Genomic DNA, 14,116 nt, shown 5'->3' on the forward strand with positions numbered 1-14,116 from the left:
TGCCGTCTATAACAAATCAACGCCCCCGCTCCAAGACGGGGGCGCCCTTCGTCACAGGCTGCTATTGCCCGCTTCGTCCGCTCCCTGGCTCCCCTCGCCGTTTTCGCGCAGACGCGAGGTCATGCCGCTGGCTTCGGCATCATCCAGAATCTGTTGCTGTTCCGACACGGACGGCGGCGGTGCCGGAGTCGGGGTGACGACATTTTCCGGCTCGGGCGGCAGTGCTTCCGGCTCGTTCACGATGACATTCTCGACCGGCGGTTCGACCAGATTATTGGTCGCCGGGGCTTCCTCTTCCTTCTGGCCGCAGGCGGCAAGCAGCAGCGCGCCCGACAGGGCGGCGAAGGTCAGGGGGCGGGCAAAATGGCGCATGGGGATCAGTCCTTGGCTGCGGGGGCGGTCGAATTGACCGCAGTGGGGTCGACGCGGCGGCTGGAGGCCTCGATCTTCTGGGCCAGCAGCTTGTCCCAGTCATAGGGATCGGCGCGGAAGTTCATGGTGCCGTTGCTGCTGGCAAAGGCGGTCCAGTAGAGCAGATAGACCGCGACCTGCGAGGGCAGCGATACGCGCTGGGTCTTGTTGGTGTCGATCAGGCTCTGGATCTGGCCCGACAGGCTGGGATCGCTCGCAACCATCAGTTCGGCCAGCGATACCGGCTTTTCCAGGCGGATGCAGCCATGGCTGGCGAGCCGGTCATAGCTGGAGAATTTCCCGCGCGAAGGCGTGTCGTGCAGATAGACGGCAAAGGGATTGTTGAAATCGAACTTCAGCCGGCCGAGCGCGCTGTTGGGACCGGCGGGCTGGACGATGCGCTCGCCGCCCTCAGGCGTTTTCACGATCTTGTAGCCCTGCTTGGCCAAGGTCGCGCGGCCCTTGGGGAACAATTCCTTCCTGGCGATCGACATCGGCACGTTCCAGGGCGGATTGACCACGATGGAATGGATGTTCGACGACAGCATCGGTGTCTGGTTAGTCGGGCTGCCGGTGACGGCGCGCATCGATGTGACGGGTTCGTCGCCCTGGAACACGGTCAGCACGGCGGCGGCAATGTTTACCTGGACGCGATTGACCGGCAATTCGCGCGGCATCCAGCGCCAGCGTTCCATATTGGCCATGATCGCGGCGATGCGATCATCCACCGACACGTTGAGCGCGGTCAGGGTGCGCGCGTCGAGCAGGCCGGTGGGGTTGAGGCCATAGCGGCGCTGCGCGCGTTGCAGCGCGGCGGTCAGCGGCTCGGTGCCGGTGACGCTCTTGTCCTCCAGCGCCAGGCGGGCGCGCACGACATCGGCCGAGGCGCCGGCCGACAGGCTGGGCCAGCCGCCGGTGTCACGGATCTTCTCATAGGTGGCGAGGCCCTTGCGCAGCCCGTCATAGCCCGAATAGGGCGGGGTCAGGCTGGCGGCCCATTGCGGCAGCCGATCCTCGGCAATCGCCTTGGCGAGCGAGGGGCGCGGATCGAAGGCGGCGGGGCGCAGCGCCCAGACCTCCAGGAAGTCGGCGGTATCGACCCGACCGGTGCTGAGCGCGCGGCCGCGATCCAGCAATGCGTTCAGCAATTGCTGCCCGTGCATCGGCGCGGTCGGCTTGCTGCGCGCCATCAGCCCTTCGGCCATGCCGCTCTTGAGCCATTCATTCGCCCAGTCATCCTGCGCCTGCGACAGGGCGGGCAACGGCACGGGCGGGGGCATCACCGCCATCGGCGGGGGCAGCACGACCTGGCCGGCCGGCGGCGCGCTCTGGGTCGGTGTCACGGCCGGCGGCTGGGCTACGGCCGGGATGGCGGTGGCGGCCAGCAGGGGCAGGGCGAGGAAACGGATCAAATCGGGACGGTTCATGCTGGACCAGATAGCGCAAAGCGGCCATCTATCAAATCGCGATAGCGGGAAAAGATCATGCTGCACGTCGTTCACCATCCCGCCTATGTCTCCCCGGCCACAGACGGCCAGCAGGCGCGCTTCGACAAATATGGCCTGGTGATGGACGTGCTGGCCGACAGTGGCGCGCCGATGACCGTTCATGCGCCCGATCCGATGCCCGCGTCCTGGATCGCGGCGGTGCATGAGCCCGCCTATGTCGAAGAGGTGCTGGCGCTCGCCGTGCCGCCCGAAAAGGAACGGCGGATCGGCTTTCCGGTAACCGAGCGGGTGATGCGCCGCGCGCTGCTGTCGCCCGGCGGCACCTGGCTGGCGGCGAAGCTGGCGCTGGTCCATGGCTATGCCGCCAATGCCGCCGGGGGCAGCCATCATGCGCTGGCCGACAGCGGCGCGGGCTATTGCGTGTTCAACGATCTGGCGATCGCGGCCAACCGGCTGATCGCGGAGGGGGATGCGAACCGCATCCTGATTCTCGACCTCGACGTGCATCAGGGCGATGGCACGGCGTCGCTGATGGCGGGGCGGGGCGATGTCTTCACCCTGTCGATCCATGCGGAGAAGAATTTCCCGGTGCGCAAGGCGCGCTCGAGCCTGGATCTGGGCCTGGCCGACGATACCGGCGATGCGGACTATCTGGCGGCGCTGGGCGAGTTGCTGCCGCGGGTGCTGGATGATTTTACGCCGGACCTGATCCTCTATCAGGCCGGGGTGGACGGTCATGCGGATGATCGGCTGGGCCGGCTGGCGCTCAGCGACGAGGGGCTGGCCGCGCGCGACGGGCTGGTGATGCGTCAGGCGCTGGCCCGCGCCATCTCGGTCGCCAGTTGCATGGGCGGCGGCTATGGCCCGGACCGGATGGCGGTCGCGCGCCGCCATGCCGCCTGCATGTTGCGGATGGCGTCAGTGGAGCGTGCTGTCTGACGCGCTGGGCTTCGCGGCGCGCCCTTCCATCAGCTTCGCGGCGATCAGCCCGGCCACGCTCAGCGCGACCAGATCGCTCAGCGCCAGATAGAGGCTGTAGCCCCAGGGCGCATGATTGAACACGGCCTGGCCGATGTGCAGCCACAGCACGGTGGCGAGCGCGAACAGGATCGACACACGCGCCCGGCTGTTGAAGTCGCCGGTGACGAAGCGCAGCGCGAGCGCAATCAGCACACCGGTCGCCAGCGCCAGCAGCAGCCCGCCGATCAGGCTGGAGCCGTCCATCACCGGGAAGCCGCTATTATTGTAGAAGAGCATCGCCACCGGCCCCTTGCCATAGAGGATGGTGCCCTGCGCCGTGGCGGGATCGGGGATGACATAGACGCCGGTGCCGCTGCGGGCCAGCGCCTGCGCCATCGCGGCCTGCAGATTGGCGCTCGCCTGCGGATCGGCGCGGCTGAGCGCCAGCGCGCTCAGGGGCGTGCCCCAGAAAAGGAAGCCGATGATGAACATGGCGAAACCGCCAAGCAGTCCGCCCAGGATGGTCCGCAGCATCATAGCCTCACTCCCCGTTCCAACGCGCTCCGACAATGGAGGCTGATCTACAAACGCCGGGAAGGCAATGTCTTTCCGTGGACGGGATCAATCCTTTGGACGGGCGGCCTTTTCGACCAGGCCCGACAGGCCTTCGCGCCGGTCCAGTTCGTTCAGCACATCGTCGAAGGGAATGCCGCAATCGGCCAGCAGCACCAGCAGGTGGAAGAGCAGGTCCGCGCTTTCGCCGACCAGTTCGGCCCGATTGTCGGCCATGGCGGCGATCACCGCCTCGACCGCTTCCTCGCCGACCTTCTGGGCGATCTTGCCCCGGCCGCGGGCCGTCAGCTTCGCCACATAGGATGCCGATGGATCGGCCTTCCGTCGCTCGGCGATGGTCTGTTCGAGGGTTTGAAGGGTCGCGCGCATGGGCTGCATCAAGCGTCCCGCGCGCGACCCGTCAAATGAATTTTACTTCTGCTTGCGGCGCGCGAAGAAGACGCGGCCGGCCAGAACGGCGGCGCCCATGCCGAACAGCGCCATCTGTTCGGGCTCAGGCACCGGGGTCGGCGTGCCACCGCTGCTGCCACCCGACGAGGTGCCGCCGCCGCTGGAGCCGCCGCACTTGAACCAGCAGAAGGTGGCGTTGGCGGGGGCGGGGATGGCGAGGCCCATCAGGCTGGCCGAACCCGCTACGAGAAGAAGTTTGCTGATCTGCATAAAAGTCACCCTGTTTCAAAATGGACAAATCGCTTCGAAACGACCCTGCGCCCTGTCTACGCAGTAACCGTGCCAATTTTGCCAAGTGACGTTTTTCTGCGGTTGGCGACCGATAGCCGCCAAAAGCCCTATATGGTTAATGTCAATTAACCCGACATTCTGGCGCTTTTCCGCGCTTTAATGGCCCCGAACGGGGATGCCGGCGTGGGCCAGCGCCTGATGCGCTTCAGCAATATTATGTTGACCGAAGTGAAATATCGAGGCCGCCAGAACCGCGCTGGCATGGCCTTCGACCACGCCCGCGACCAGATGGTCGAGGGTGCCGACGCCGCCGCTGGCGATCACCGGGATCGACACGGCATCGGCGATCATGCGGGTCAGCGCCAGGTCATAGCCCTGTTTGGTGCCGTCGCCGTCCATCGAGGTGACGAGCAATTCGCCTGCACCGAGTTCAGCCAGACGCAGCGCATGCTCCAGCGCGTCGATGCCGGTCGGCTTGCGGCCGCCATGGGTGAAGATTTCCCACTTGCCTTCGCCCACCTTGCGCGCATCGACCGAGCCGACGATGCACTGCGCGCCGAAGCGATCGGCGATGTCGGCCACCAGTTCGGGCCGGGCGACGGCGGCGCTGTTGACCGCGACCTTGTCCGCGCCCGCCAGCAGCAGGGCGCGGGCGTCCTCTGCACTGCGAACGCCGCCGCCGACGGTGACGGGCATGAAGCAGACTTCGGCGGTGCGGCGCACCACGTCCAATATGGTGCCGCGCGCCTCATGGGTGGCGGTGATGTCGAGGAAGCAGAGTTCGTCGGCGCCGGCCGCGTCGTAGAGCTTGGCCTGCTCCACCGGATTGCCGGCATCCTTGAGGTCGACGAAATTGACGCCCTTCACCACGCGGCCATTGGCAACGTCGAGGCAGGGAATGACGCGGGTGCGGACGGTCATGACAATTTTCCTTTTTCCGTTCGCCCTGAGCGAAGTCGAAGGGCTCGCCCGAACATAGTGAGGGCCTTCGCTCCGCTCAGGCCCGGGCTTCGACTTCGCTCAGCCCGAACGGTAATATGTTCACGCCGCCGCCTGCGCGACCGCGAGCGCGGTCTTGAGGTCGAGGCGGCCGTCATAGATGGCGCGGCCGGTGATGACGCCTTCGATCCCGTCATCGGCATGGAGGCTGAGGACGCGGATATCCGCGATCCCTGCCACGCCGCCGCTGGCGATCACCGGCATGTCGGTGGCGCGGGCGAGATCGACGGTGGCGTCGATATTCACGCCCTTGAGCAGGCCGTCGCGGCCGACATCGGTGAAGAGCAGGCTGGCGACGCCGGCATCCTCAAACCGGCGGGCGAGGTCGATCACCGGCATGTCGCTCTTTTCCGCCCAGCCGTCGGTGGCGACGAAGCCGTCGCGCGCATCGACCGCGACGACGATGCCGCCGGGGAAGTCGCGCGCCGCCGCCTTGACGAAAGCGGGGTCTTTCAGCGCGGCGGTGCCGATCACGATGCGCGATACGCCCAGGTCAAACCAGCGTTCGACCGACTCCCGGTTGCGGATGCCGCCGCCGAGCTGAACATGGCCGGGAAAGGCCTCGACGATGCGTTCGACCGCTTCGGCATTGACCGCATGGCCGGCAAAGCTGCCATCCAGATCGACGACATGGACATGCTGGGCGCCGGCCGCGGCAAAGATCAGCGCCTGCGCGGCGGGATCGTCGCCATAGACGGTGGCACGGTCCATGTCGCCCTCGGCCAGGCGGACGACCTGGCCGCCTTTGAGGTCGATGGCGGGGAAGACGATCAGGGACATTATCCGATTTCCGTTCGGTTCGAGCTTGTCGAGAACCCACGCGCAACGGTTCTCGACTGGCTCGAACCGAACGGGGGAAGGGGTGGTATCACGGCTTCCAGTCCAGAAAGCGCGCGAGGAAGGAGAGGCCGTAGCGCTGACTCTTTTCCGGGTGGAACTGGCAGCCGATGATGGTGTCGCGCGCGACGGCGGCGACCAGCGGCCCGCCATGGTCGGTGACGGCGGCGACATGGGCCGGGTCGGCGGCTTCATAATGATAGCTGTGCAGGAAATAGGCCTCGCCGGCCTCGATCAGGGGCGGCTGGCCGTTCAGCACCACATCGTTCCAGCCCATATGCGGCACCTTGATCGTCGCATCGGTCGGTTCGATTAGGCGCACCGTGCCGGGAATCCAGCCCAGCCCCTCATGCCGGCCGAACTCCTCGCCGGCGTCGGCGAGCAACTGCATGCCGACGCAGACGCCAAGAAAGGGGATGCCGCGGCTGTTCACCGCCTCGTTCATCGCGTCGACCATGCCGGGGATCGCGACCAAGGCATCGCGGCAGGCGCGGAAGGCGCCGACGCCGGGCAGCACGATGCGGTCGGCCCTGGCCACGACATCGGCATCGGCGGTGATGGTCACATCATCGGCACCCGCCTTGCGCAGGGCATTGTGGACCGAGTGGAGATTGCCCGCGCCATAGTCGATCAGGGCAATGGTCATGGCAGCAGCGTGTCCAGATTGACGCTGGCGGCGCGCGCGGGGAGGAACTCGATGAGGTCGAACGATGCCGCGCCGTTGAGGACGAAGGGATCGGTCGCGGCCTTCGCCGCGATCTCGTCGCGTTCGCCGCGCGCCAGCAAAATGCCGCCGGTGCGCGGTTCGCGTCGGCCCGCGAGCAGCAGCCAGCCATCGGCAATGCCCTGGTCCAGCCAGGCCCGATGATCGGCCAGATGGCCGTCCAGCACATCGATCGGCGCCGTATAGGTCAGCGAAATGATGAACATGGGGTCGGCCTTTCTATGGAAGTGATGCTTAGAGCATGCCCTTGGTCGAGGGGATGGCGTCGGCCTTGCGCGGGTCGATCTCCACCGCCTGGCGCAGCGCGCGGGCCAGGCCCTTGAACGCGCTTTCGACGATATGATGATTGTTGCTGCCATAGAGCAGCTCGATGTGCAGCGTGATGCCGGCGGCCTGGGCCAGGCTGTGGAAGAAATGCTCCACCATCTCCGTGTCCCATTCGCCGATCTTGGTGACGGTGAAGGGCAGCTTGCACACCAGCCAGGGGCGTCCGGAAATGTCGAGCGCGACGCGGCTCAGCGTTTCGTCCATCGGCGAATAGACGCTGCCGTAACGGCTGATGCCGCGCTTGTCGCCCAGCGCCTTGGCCAGCGCCTCGCCGATCGCGATCGCCGTATCCTCGGTGGTGTGATGCTGGTCGACATGCAGGTCGCCGACGGTCTTGACGGTCATGTCGATCAGCGAGTGACGCGACAGCTGCTCGATCATATGGTCGAGGAAACCGATCCCGGTGGAGACGGTGTAAAGACCGGTGCCGTCGAGGTTGACGGTCACGTCGATCTGCGTTTCCGCAGTGTTGCGGTGAATCTCGGCCGTGCGCATGCGCGCCCTATAGCGCGTCGCGCGCGCCATGCAATCTGATGATGTACCTCTCGGGCGGGGGTTGACCGCCGCTTTCGCGTCGTTAGGACATATGCCCCATGAGTGAAGACCTGCCCGACAGCCTGATTCCCTATGACGAAATCGTGCAGGAGGCCCTGCGCGCGGTCGTCGGCCGCGTGCTGGGCGAAGTGCAGCAGACCGGCGGCCTGCCGGGCGCGCATCATTTCTACATCACGTTCAAGACCCATGCCGCCGGGGTGGATATCCCCAAGCATCTGTCGGAACGTTTCCCGGACGAGATGACCATCGTCCTCCAGAACAAGTTCTGGGATCTCAAGGTCAGCGACCGCCATTTCGAGGTCAGCCTGACCTTCAACCAGGTCGCGGCGCATCTGGTCATTCCCTTCAGCGCGATCACCGCCTTCGTCGATCCCGCCGTTAATTTCGCGCTGCAGTTCCAGGTTCAGGCCGACGAAGAGCCCGAGCCCCATGACATGGCCGAAAATGACGCGCCGCTGGTCACGACCGAGGATGGCTCCAACGTCGTCACGGTGGATTTCGGCAAGAAGAAGTGAGCCCGGCGGCCGGGATCGGCCGCAGGCTCAAAATTCGTGGCGATAGGAGAAGCGCAGCTTCTGGCTCGTCCCGAAACTATTGTCGACACAGCTGATATTGGCGCCGACCGTGTCGCGACGCGTAAGATGGTAGGACAGGCCACCACCCAGCGCCACGCCCGAAAAATCATGGGTGCCTTTGGTCACATTGCCGCCCGCCATCGCGGTCAGCTTTGGCCCCAGCGGCCGCAGCAGAAACAGCCCGGCATAGCCGCTGTTGCTGCTGAGCGCGATCGGCAGGCCATCGCTCTGGTCGATATCGCTGACCGGGCCATGCCCATTGGTATAGGTATAGCCGAAGGGCACGAATATCTGCAATTTGCCGGTCTTCAGCCCGATTTGCGACAGGGGCACGAAGCCGCCGAGCGAATAGCGTGTCTGTTCCACCCCCGAATCGAAATGACTCTTGCCGGCTGAGAAGGTCAGGATCGCGACCGGGAGCAGATAGGATGCGCCGACCGACCAGAGGCCCGATTCCGACACGCGGGCATTGAATTTCAACTTGGGGCCGACCGCGACCGATCCGGACAGCGAAAATTCGTCGGAGGCGCGGGTGATGCCGACCTTGGTCGCGATCTTGGTGGGATCGTCGGATGATTTTTCTTCTTCTGCTGCGTGGACCGGAGCGCTCGTGGCGGCAAGGCAGAGGAGGATGGCAAGGACGGGACGATCGGACATGCGGCTTTCCTCCTGGACGCTGGGCAGGATATCGGGCCGCGTGCGCCGATCAATTGCGGTAAACCCCGGTAAAGGCGCAGATCCTGCGGCTGCATGACGGCTGCGGCCTGTCATGGGGATTGGCTGCGGGGATATGCGATATTCGCAAGTTTCGCCTTGGAATTTCCCGCCCCGGCCCTACATCGGGACCAGTTTTGCGATTGATTCTTAACTGGGAGTTCTGAATGTCCGCTACCCGCACCGAAACCGACAGCATTGGCGCCATCGAGGTGCCGGCCGACGCCTATTGGGGCGCCCAGACCCAGCGCAGCATCGAGAATTTCCCCTTCGGCGCGACCGAGCGGATGCCGATCGGCATCGTCCATGCGCAGGCGATCGTGAAGCAGGCGGCGGCGCGGGTGAATGCGAAACATGGCCTCGACGCCACGATCGTCGCGGGCATCGAGAATGCCGCGCAGCAGATCGTCTCCGGCGCGCTCGACGACCAGTTTCCGCTCGTCATCTGGCAGACCGGCAGCGGCACCCAGACCAACATGAACGTCAATGAGGTGATCGCCGGCTATGCCAATGAGCAGCAGGCCGGCACGCGCGGCGGCAAGAGCCCGGTCCATCCCAACGACCATGTGAACATGAGCCAGTCGTCGAACGACAGCTTCCCGACCGCGCTGCATGTCGCGACCGTGCTGGCGACCCGCGACATGCTGATCCCGGCGCTCGAAAAGCTGACCGGCGCACTGACCGCCAAGGCGGAAGGCTGGGGCCATATCGTCAAGATCGGCCGCACCCATACGCAGGATGCGACACCGCTGACGCTGGGCCAGGAATTTTCCGGCTATGCCGCGCAACTGGTCAGCAGCAAGGCGCGGATCGAGGGGGCGTTGAACGGCAATATCCGCAAGCTGGCGATCGGCGGCACGGCGGTCGGCACCGGTCTCAACGCACCCGATGGCTGGGCGGACGACATGACGGCGGCGATCAGCGACATTGCCGGCACCCCGTTCGAAAGCGCACCCAACAAGTTCGAGCAGCTGGCCGCCAAGGATGGCCTCGTCTTCTTCTCCGGCGCGCTCAACACGCTGGCGGTGGCGCTGACCAAGATCGCCAACGACATCCGCTTCCTGGGCTCCGGCCCGCGTTCGGGCCTGGGCGAGCTGGACCTGCCCGCCAATGAGCCGGGCAGCTCGATCATGCCGGGCAAGGTCAACCCGACCCAGTGCGAATCGCTGACCATGGTGGCGGCGCAGGTGATCGGCAATCATCAGGCGGTGACCGTCGGCGGCATGCAGGGTCATTTCGAGCTCAATGTCTTCATGCCGCTGATCGGCGCCAATGTGCTGCGCTCGATCCATCTGCTCAGCGTCGGCATGGAAAGCTTCGCCGAACGCTGCGTCGAAGGGATGCAGGCCAATGAGGGCCGGATCGCCGAACTGGTCGAACGCTCGCTGATGCTGGTGACCGCGCTGGCGCCCGAGATCGGCTATGACAATGCCGCGACCATCGCCAAGCATGCGCACAAGAAGGGGCTGACACTCAAGCAGGCCGGCCTCGAACTGGGGCTGGTCGATGAGCCGACCTTCGACCGGCTGGTGCGGCCGGAAAATATGGTCTGATCCAGATCAACTGGCGGAACCGGGACGGGTGCGATACATTAATCCTCTATGAAGAAAACGCCCGCCCCGACCGCCGCAAAGCTTCCGTCCACCGCGACGCGCGTTCGCAAGTCGAGCCTGTTTCGCAAGGCGGCGCGGCTCGGCGCGACGGTGGTGGCCGCACGGGTCGCGGCGGATACCGGCAAGAAGGGCGTGATCGGCCTGATCGCCGGGGCCGGCGCCAAGCGCCTCATCATGCGCTACCCGGTCGGCGCCATGGTCCTCACCGGCGCATATCTCGCGGGCAAGCTCTATGAGGCGAAGCGCGAGGCAGACCGCAAGATGGCGACCAAGCTGCTGACCGACGCCAGCGCCAAGCCGATCCTGATCGACGAGGCGCGCGCCGCCCGCAAGAAGGCCGGCTAAAGCGCGCCCTGCCAGGCCTTGATCGCGTCGATCGGCCAGGCGAGCATCAGGACATTGAGCGTCAGATTGTCGCGGATCACCGCCAGTGCGAGCAGTTCAAAGCCGATCGCGATGATGATTGTCAGCCAGACGGGCGCGCGCGAAGCGAACAGGAATCCCAGGGCCATCATGCCGATGTCGCTCATCGAATTGAGGATGGAATCGCCCGAATAGCCGAGCGCGATCGTCGCCGTGCAGTAACGGTCGATGATGATCGGTGAATTTTCAAGGATCTCCCACGCCGCCTCGATCGCCACCGCCACCGACAGGCGGATGCCGAGCGGCCTGCGGCGCATCAGCAAATGGGTCGCGCCATAGAAGAGGAAGCCGTGGATGATGTGGCTGAGACTGTACCAGTCGGACAGATGCTGGCTGTTGCCGCTGTCGATCGGCCCATGCCATAGCGCGATCGTGCCGCAGGTGCAGATCGGCGGGCGCCCCATCAGGTAGAGGATCGCCGCAGCCCCCAGCGCGATCAGCAGGGCGAGGATAAAGCCCCGCTGTTTCATTCCTTTACGCGATCGAGCCAAGCCTCTTCTCCCCCAACCTCTTGCAAAATGCCGTCCACGACGCCACTAGCGGCCATGGCCGACAACATTCCCACCGACACCCCCGATTTCAAGCGCCGCGGCGTTCTCTTTGTCCTGTCCTCGCCCTCGGGCGCCGGAAAGTCGACGATTGCACGCAAATTGCTGGCCTGCGAACCGGACCTGTCGATGTCGGTGTCGGCGACGACGCGGACGATCCGGCCGGGCGAAGTCGATGGCAAGGATTATCATTTCGTCGACCTGGAAGAGTTTCGCCGCATGGCGAACGACCATGAATTCCTGGAATGGGCGCATGTCTTCGGCCAGCGCTATGGCACGCCGCGCGCGCCGGTCGAGGCGATGCTCAAGAGCGGCAAGGATGTGCTATTCGACATCGACTGGCAGGGCGCGCAGCAGCTGCATCAGATTGCCGGCGGCGACGTGGTCCGCATCTTCATCCTGCCGCCCTCGATGGAGGAACTGGAAAAGCGTCTGCGTGGCCGCGCGACCGACAGCAATGAAGTGATCGAGGGCCGCATGGCGCGCGCCGCGGGCGAGATCGCCCATTGGGACGGCTATGACTATGTGCTGTGCAATGTCGACGTCGAGGAATGTTTCGAGCGCGTGCGCACCATCCTGCACGCCGAACGGATGAAGCGCAGCCGCCAGACCGGCCTCATTGGCTTCATCCGCCGCCTCAGCCGCTATCATCAGGAAGATTGAGAACTAGCGGCTGACGGGGCCGCTATTTCTCGAATCCTGCCGGGTCGGCCCAGTCGGGGTGGACCCAGGCCATCACCTTGAACAATGTCCCCATCTCCGCTTCGTCGGTGAGGCGATGGCGCTGCGCCTCCAGTTCGGCGGCGCGCTGCGGGCTGCCCTTGGCCAGCACGGACGCGCGCACGTCGATGCCCAGATGCTGGAGGAAATGACCCTGCGTCACCGCGCCATGGACGCGCAGCCCGGCCTGGCGCGCGACATTGGCCAGCATCGTGAAATCGACATGGGTGGTGAGGTCGCTCTCGCCCGGATCGGTGAAGGGATCGGTGAACTGGTGGTTCTTCACCGCCTGCAGCGTGTCGCCCAGCGCCGGGCCTTCATAGCCATAGTCGATGATGATCGCGACGCCGCCCTGGCGCGCGATCCGGCTGGCAAGGGCATAGCCCGCGGTTGCACCGGCCTGCGCCACTTCGATGATCGCGCCCTCGGGCGCCTGCGCGGCGATCGGCGGCAGGCCCGATTCGATCCGGCGATAGCCCGGCACCGCCATGAAGCGGCCCTCTTCCTCGCGACGGATCACCACCCGTTCGCGCCATTCGTCGCCCACGCGGATCATCTGCCGCACGGGCAGGGCATCGAAAAATTCATTCGCGACCACCAGCAGCGGCGACTGGTCGGGCAGGCTTTCGACGCTGTCATGATGGACGACATGGGGAATCTGGGCGCGCTGCCGCTCGCGCAGGGGCGGGCTGGTCTCGACGAAATGGATGCGCGAGGTGACGTCTGCCCCCTCCATCGCGCGCAGCGCATCGCCCGCCAGCGTGCCGCGACCCGGTCCCAGCTCGACATAGAGCGGATCGGCGCGCCGGCCCGACCGCAGCCAGACATCGGCCAGGCACAGGCCGATCAGTTCGCCGAACATCTGGCTGATTTCCGGGGCGGTGGTGAAGTCCCCCTCCAGCCCCAGCGGATCGCGCGTGCCATAATAATGCTGGTTCGCCTCGCCCATATAATGGGCGACGGAGATCGGCCCGCCGGCATCGATCTGGCGGGCCAGGCGCTCGGGCAGGCCCATCGCGCCGGGCAGGGCGTCAGCTGACACTGGCGCTGCCCGCGATCGGTTCCACGCGCACGCGCCGGCCCTTGGCGGTGACGATCAGGTAGAGGCCGCCCAGGATCATCGGCACGCACAGCCACTGGCCCATGTGCAGGCCGGTGCGGGCGGCAAATTCCATCAGCTGGGCGTCGGCCTCGCGGAAATATTCGACGCCGAAGCGGAACACGCCATAGAAGAAGACGAACAGGCCGACGAGCATGCCTGGCTTGTAGCGCGCCTTGGTCTTCCAGAAGGCGAAGGCGAGGATGCAGAACAGGATGATGCCTTCGAAAAAGGCTTCGTAAAGCTGGCTGGGATGGCGGGCGAAGGGGCCGCCGGTCGGGAAGATCATCGCCCAGGGCACGTCTGTTTCCTTGCCCCACAGCTCGCCATTCACGAAATTGGCGAGGCGGCCGAAGAACAGGCCGAAGGGCACGACGCAGGCGACATAGTCATGGATGCGCAGCCAGCTCAGCTTCTCCTTGCGCGCCATGTAGAGGATGCCGAGCGACACGCCCGCCGCGCCGCCATGGAAGGACATGCCGCCATTCCACAGCTTGAAGATGTCCAGCGGATGCTGGAGGATTTCGGGCTGGTAGAAGAAGACATAGGCGAGCCGGCCGCCGATGATGATGCCCAGCGTCGCATAGAAGATCATGTCGTCGGCATGGCGCCGCGCCATCGGCGAACCGGGCTGGGCAATGAGCTTCAACAGATACCAGTAGCCGATCAGGATGCCGGCCAGATAGGCCAGGCTATACCATTTGAGCGTGAAGAAGCCCAGGTCCAGGGCGACGGGGCTGAGCCCCAGCTGGTCGAAGCGGATGGCGCTCGAAGCGGCGGCGACAAGGTCCAGGATCAAAATGGCATTCCCTCGGCAATCAGGCCTGCGGCCATAGAACAAGCGGCCGGCAAGATGAAGAGGGGCGATCCCGATTGCAGGACGATCGGGGCAAATAGGCCGGACATGCC

General features: G+C 65.4%; 19 protein-coding genes. 5 read left to right on the forward strand and 14 right to left on the reverse strand.

What is annotated here, in order from left to right; translation table 11 throughout:
• Window positions 1-51: 51 nt before the first annotated feature.
• Together BRX37_RS01870 and BRX37_RS01875 are read right to left on the reverse strand one after the other, a co-directional pair.
• Window positions 52-372 (reverse strand): hypothetical protein, encoded by a 321-nt coding sequence (locus tag BRX37_RS01870; RefSeq protein WP_010339642.1) that lies wholly within the window; start codon window positions 370-372, stop codon window positions 52-54.
• A 5-nt stretch (window positions 373-377) separates the two neighbouring features.
• Window positions 378-1,838 carry a L,D-transpeptidase family protein gene (locus tag BRX37_RS01875; protein ID WP_125985301.1) on the reverse strand — a complete coding sequence of 487 codons (1,461 nt, stop codon included), beginning with the start codon at window positions 1,836-1,838 and terminating at the stop codon, window positions 378-380.
• 57 nt (window positions 1,839-1,895) lie between these two features.
• Here BRX37_RS01875 and BRX37_RS01880 point away from each other — a divergent pair, with 57 nt between their 5' ends.
• Entirely contained in the window at window positions 1,896-2,798 is a 903-nt protein-coding gene (locus BRX37_RS01880; RefSeq protein WP_125985302.1) for a histone deacetylase family protein, read from the forward strand.
• On the opposite strand, the gene BRX37_RS01885 is transcribed toward BRX37_RS01880, so the two are convergent.
• The 8 genes from BRX37_RS01885 to hisB all read right to left on the reverse strand — a co-directional run bounded on the left by BRX37_RS01885 (window position 2,778) and on the right by hisB (window position 7,455).
• Window positions 2,778-3,356 (reverse strand): hypothetical protein, encoded by a 579-nt coding sequence (locus tag BRX37_RS01885; protein WP_125985303.1) that lies wholly within the window; start codon window positions 3,354-3,356, stop codon window positions 2,778-2,780. The genes BRX37_RS01880 and BRX37_RS01885 overlap by 21 nt on opposite strands.
• 84 nt (window positions 3,357-3,440) lie before the next feature.
• Window positions 3,441-3,761, reverse strand: coding sequence for a phosphoribosyl-ATP diphosphatase (locus tag BRX37_RS01890; RefSeq protein ID WP_069338017.1), 321 nt, complete (start codon window positions 3,759-3,761; stop codon window positions 3,441-3,443).
• A gap of 42 nt (window positions 3,762-3,803) precedes the next feature.
• Entirely contained in the window at window positions 3,804-4,052 is a 249-nt protein-coding gene (locus BRX37_RS01895; RefSeq protein ID WP_004208572.1) for a PEP-CTERM sorting domain-containing protein, read from the reverse strand.
• A 177-nt stretch (window positions 4,053-4,229) separates the two neighbouring features.
• On the reverse strand, window positions 4,230-4,994 hold the full coding sequence (gene hisF, locus BRX37_RS01900) for an imidazole glycerol phosphate synthase subunit HisF (protein ID WP_125985304.1): 765 nt from the start codon (window positions 4,992-4,994) through the stop codon (window positions 4,230-4,232).
• A gap of 120 nt (window positions 4,995-5,114) precedes the next feature.
• Complete coding sequence (gene hisA, locus BRX37_RS01905; protein WP_037508352.1) at window positions 5,115-5,852, reverse strand: 1-(5-phosphoribosyl)-5-[(5-phosphoribosylamino)methylideneamino]imidazole-4-carboxamide isomerase; 738 nt, start codon at window positions 5,850-5,852, stop codon at window positions 5,115-5,117.
• Between the two features lie 88 nt (window positions 5,853-5,940).
• Window positions 5,941-6,555, reverse strand: a complete 615-nt coding sequence (gene hisH, locus BRX37_RS01910; protein WP_125985305.1) for an imidazole glycerol phosphate synthase subunit HisH — start codon at window positions 6,553-6,555, stop codon at window positions 5,941-5,943.
• A complete protein-coding gene (locus tag BRX37_RS01915) occupies window positions 6,552-6,839 on the reverse strand; it encodes a YciI family protein (RefSeq protein WP_125985306.1) in 288 nt (95 codons plus the stop codon). Before BRX37_RS01915 ends, hisH begins: the two co-directional genes overlap by 4 nt.
• Window positions 6,840-6,867: 28 nt before the next feature.
• Window positions 6,868-7,455, reverse strand: a complete 588-nt coding sequence (hisB, locus tag BRX37_RS01920; RefSeq protein ID WP_004208567.1) for an imidazoleglycerol-phosphate dehydratase HisB — start codon at window positions 7,453-7,455, stop codon at window positions 6,868-6,870.
• A 98-nt stretch (window positions 7,456-7,553) separates the two neighbouring features.
• On the opposite strand from hisB, the gene BRX37_RS01925 reads away from it, so the two are divergent.
• The gene (locus BRX37_RS01925) at window positions 7,554-8,030 is read left to right on the forward strand and encodes an SspB family protein (RefSeq protein ID WP_017500110.1); all 477 of its coding nucleotides are present in this window, start codon (window positions 7,554-7,556) and stop codon (window positions 8,028-8,030) included.
• A 27-nt stretch (window positions 8,031-8,057) separates the two neighbouring features.
• Here BRX37_RS01925 and BRX37_RS01930 read toward each other — a convergent pair whose 3' ends face one another.
• Window positions 8,058-8,747 (reverse strand): hypothetical protein, encoded by a 690-nt coding sequence (locus BRX37_RS01930; protein WP_125985307.1) that lies wholly within the window; start codon window positions 8,745-8,747, stop codon window positions 8,058-8,060.
• A gap of 224 nt (window positions 8,748-8,971) precedes the next feature.
• Here BRX37_RS01930 and fumC point away from each other — a divergent pair, with 224 nt between their 5' ends.
• Both fumC and BRX37_RS01940 read left to right on the forward strand, forming a co-directional pair.
• Window positions 8,972-10,357 (forward strand): class II fumarate hydratase, encoded by a 1,386-nt coding sequence (fumC, locus tag BRX37_RS01935; protein WP_125985308.1) that lies wholly within the window; start codon window positions 8,972-8,974, stop codon window positions 10,355-10,357.
• Between the two features lie 48 nt (window positions 10,358-10,405).
• Window positions 10,406-10,762 carry a hypothetical protein gene (locus tag BRX37_RS01940; RefSeq protein ID WP_004208562.1) on the forward strand — a complete coding sequence of 119 codons (357 nt, stop codon included), beginning with the start codon at window positions 10,406-10,408 and terminating at the stop codon, window positions 10,760-10,762.
• Here the strand turns inward: BRX37_RS01940 and BRX37_RS01945 are convergent.
• Entirely contained in the window at window positions 10,759-11,310 is a 552-nt protein-coding gene (locus BRX37_RS01945) for a DUF2585 domain-containing protein (RefSeq protein ID WP_206434095.1), read from the reverse strand. The genes BRX37_RS01940 and BRX37_RS01945 overlap by 4 nt on opposite strands.
• A 75-nt stretch (window positions 11,311-11,385) precedes the next feature.
• Between BRX37_RS01945 and gmk the strand changes: the two genes are divergently transcribed.
• Window positions 11,386-12,051: a guanylate kinase gene (gene gmk / locus BRX37_RS01950; protein WP_004208560.1), complete on the forward strand. Its 666-nt coding sequence runs from the start codon at window positions 11,386-11,388 to the stop codon at window positions 12,049-12,051.
• A gap of 22 nt (window positions 12,052-12,073) precedes the next feature.
• Here the strand turns inward: gmk and BRX37_RS01955 are convergent, their stop codons facing one another.
• Window positions 12,074-13,150 (reverse strand): class I SAM-dependent methyltransferase, encoded by a 1,077-nt coding sequence (locus BRX37_RS01955; RefSeq protein ID WP_125985310.1) that lies wholly within the window; start codon window positions 13,148-13,150, stop codon window positions 12,074-12,076.
• Window positions 13,140-14,006 carry a prolipoprotein diacylglyceryl transferase gene (gene lgt, locus BRX37_RS01960; RefSeq protein ID WP_004208558.1) on the reverse strand — a complete coding sequence of 289 codons (867 nt, stop codon included), beginning with the start codon at window positions 14,004-14,006 and terminating at the stop codon, window positions 13,140-13,142. The genes BRX37_RS01955 and lgt overlap by 11 nt, the downstream gene beginning before the upstream one ends.
• Between the last annotated feature and the right edge of the window lie 110 nt (window positions 14,007-14,116).

It is taken from the genome of Sphingomonas sp. S-NIH.Pt3_0716 (assembly GCF_003950715.1).
GTDB classification, from domain to species: domain Bacteria; phylum Pseudomonadota; class Alphaproteobacteria; order Sphingomonadales; family Sphingomonadaceae; genus Sphingobium; species Sphingobium yanoikuyae_A.

Excerpts from the sequence above, each read along its gene's own strand:
- BRX37_RS01870 (WP_010339642.1), bottom strand. The coding sequence starts at position 372 with ATGCGCCATTTTGCCCGCCCCCTGACCTTCGCCGCCCTGTCGGGCGCG.
- BRX37_RS01875 (WP_125985301.1), bottom strand. The coding sequence starts at position 1,838 with ATGAACCGTCCCGATTTGATCCGTTTCCTCGCCCTGCCCCTGCTGGCC.
- BRX37_RS01880 (WP_125985302.1), top strand. The coding sequence starts at position 1,896 with ATGCTGCACGTCGTTCACCATCCCGCCTATGTCTCCCCGGCCACAGAC.
- BRX37_RS01885 (WP_125985303.1), bottom strand. The coding sequence starts at position 3,356 with ATGATGCTGCGGACCATCCTGGGCGGACTGCTTGGCGGTTTCGCCATG.
- BRX37_RS01890 (WP_069338017.1), bottom strand. The coding sequence starts at position 3,761 with ATGCGCGCGACCCTTCAAACCCTCGAACAGACCATCGCCGAGCGACGG.
- BRX37_RS01895 (WP_004208572.1), bottom strand. The coding sequence starts at position 4,052 with ATGCAGATCAGCAAACTTCTTCTCGTAGCGGGTTCGGCCAGCCTGATG.
- hisF (WP_125985304.1), bottom strand. The coding sequence starts at position 4,994 with ATGACCGTCCGCACCCGCGTCATTCCCTGCCTCGACGTTGCCAATGGC.
- hisA (WP_037508352.1), bottom strand. The coding sequence starts at position 5,852 with ATGTCCCTGATCGTCTTCCCCGCCATCGACCTCAAAGGCGGCCAGGTC.
- hisH (WP_125985305.1), bottom strand. The coding sequence starts at position 6,555 with ATGACCATTGCCCTGATCGACTATGGCGCGGGCAATCTCCACTCGGTC.
- BRX37_RS01915 (WP_125985306.1), bottom strand. The coding sequence starts at position 6,839 with ATGTTCATCATTTCGCTGACCTATACGGCGCCGATCGATGTGCTGGAC.
- hisB (WP_004208567.1), bottom strand. The coding sequence starts at position 7,455 with ATGCGCACGGCCGAGATTCACCGCAACACTGCGGAAACGCAGATCGAC.
- BRX37_RS01925 (WP_017500110.1), top strand. The coding sequence starts at position 7,554 with ATGAGTGAAGACCTGCCCGACAGCCTGATTCCCTATGACGAAATCGTG.
- BRX37_RS01930 (WP_125985307.1), bottom strand. The coding sequence starts at position 8,747 with ATGTCCGATCGTCCCGTCCTTGCCATCCTCCTCTGCCTTGCCGCCACG.
- fumC (WP_125985308.1), top strand. The coding sequence starts at position 8,972 with ATGTCCGCTACCCGCACCGAAACCGACAGCATTGGCGCCATCGAGGTG.
- BRX37_RS01940 (WP_004208562.1), top strand. The coding sequence starts at position 10,406 with ATGAAGAAAACGCCCGCCCCGACCGCCGCAAAGCTTCCGTCCACCGCG.
- BRX37_RS01945 (WP_206434095.1), bottom strand. The coding sequence starts at position 11,310 with ATGAAACAGCGGGGCTTTATCCTCGCCCTGCTGATCGCGCTGGGGGCT.
- gmk (WP_004208560.1), top strand. The coding sequence starts at position 11,386 with ATGGCCGACAACATTCCCACCGACACCCCCGATTTCAAGCGCCGCGGC.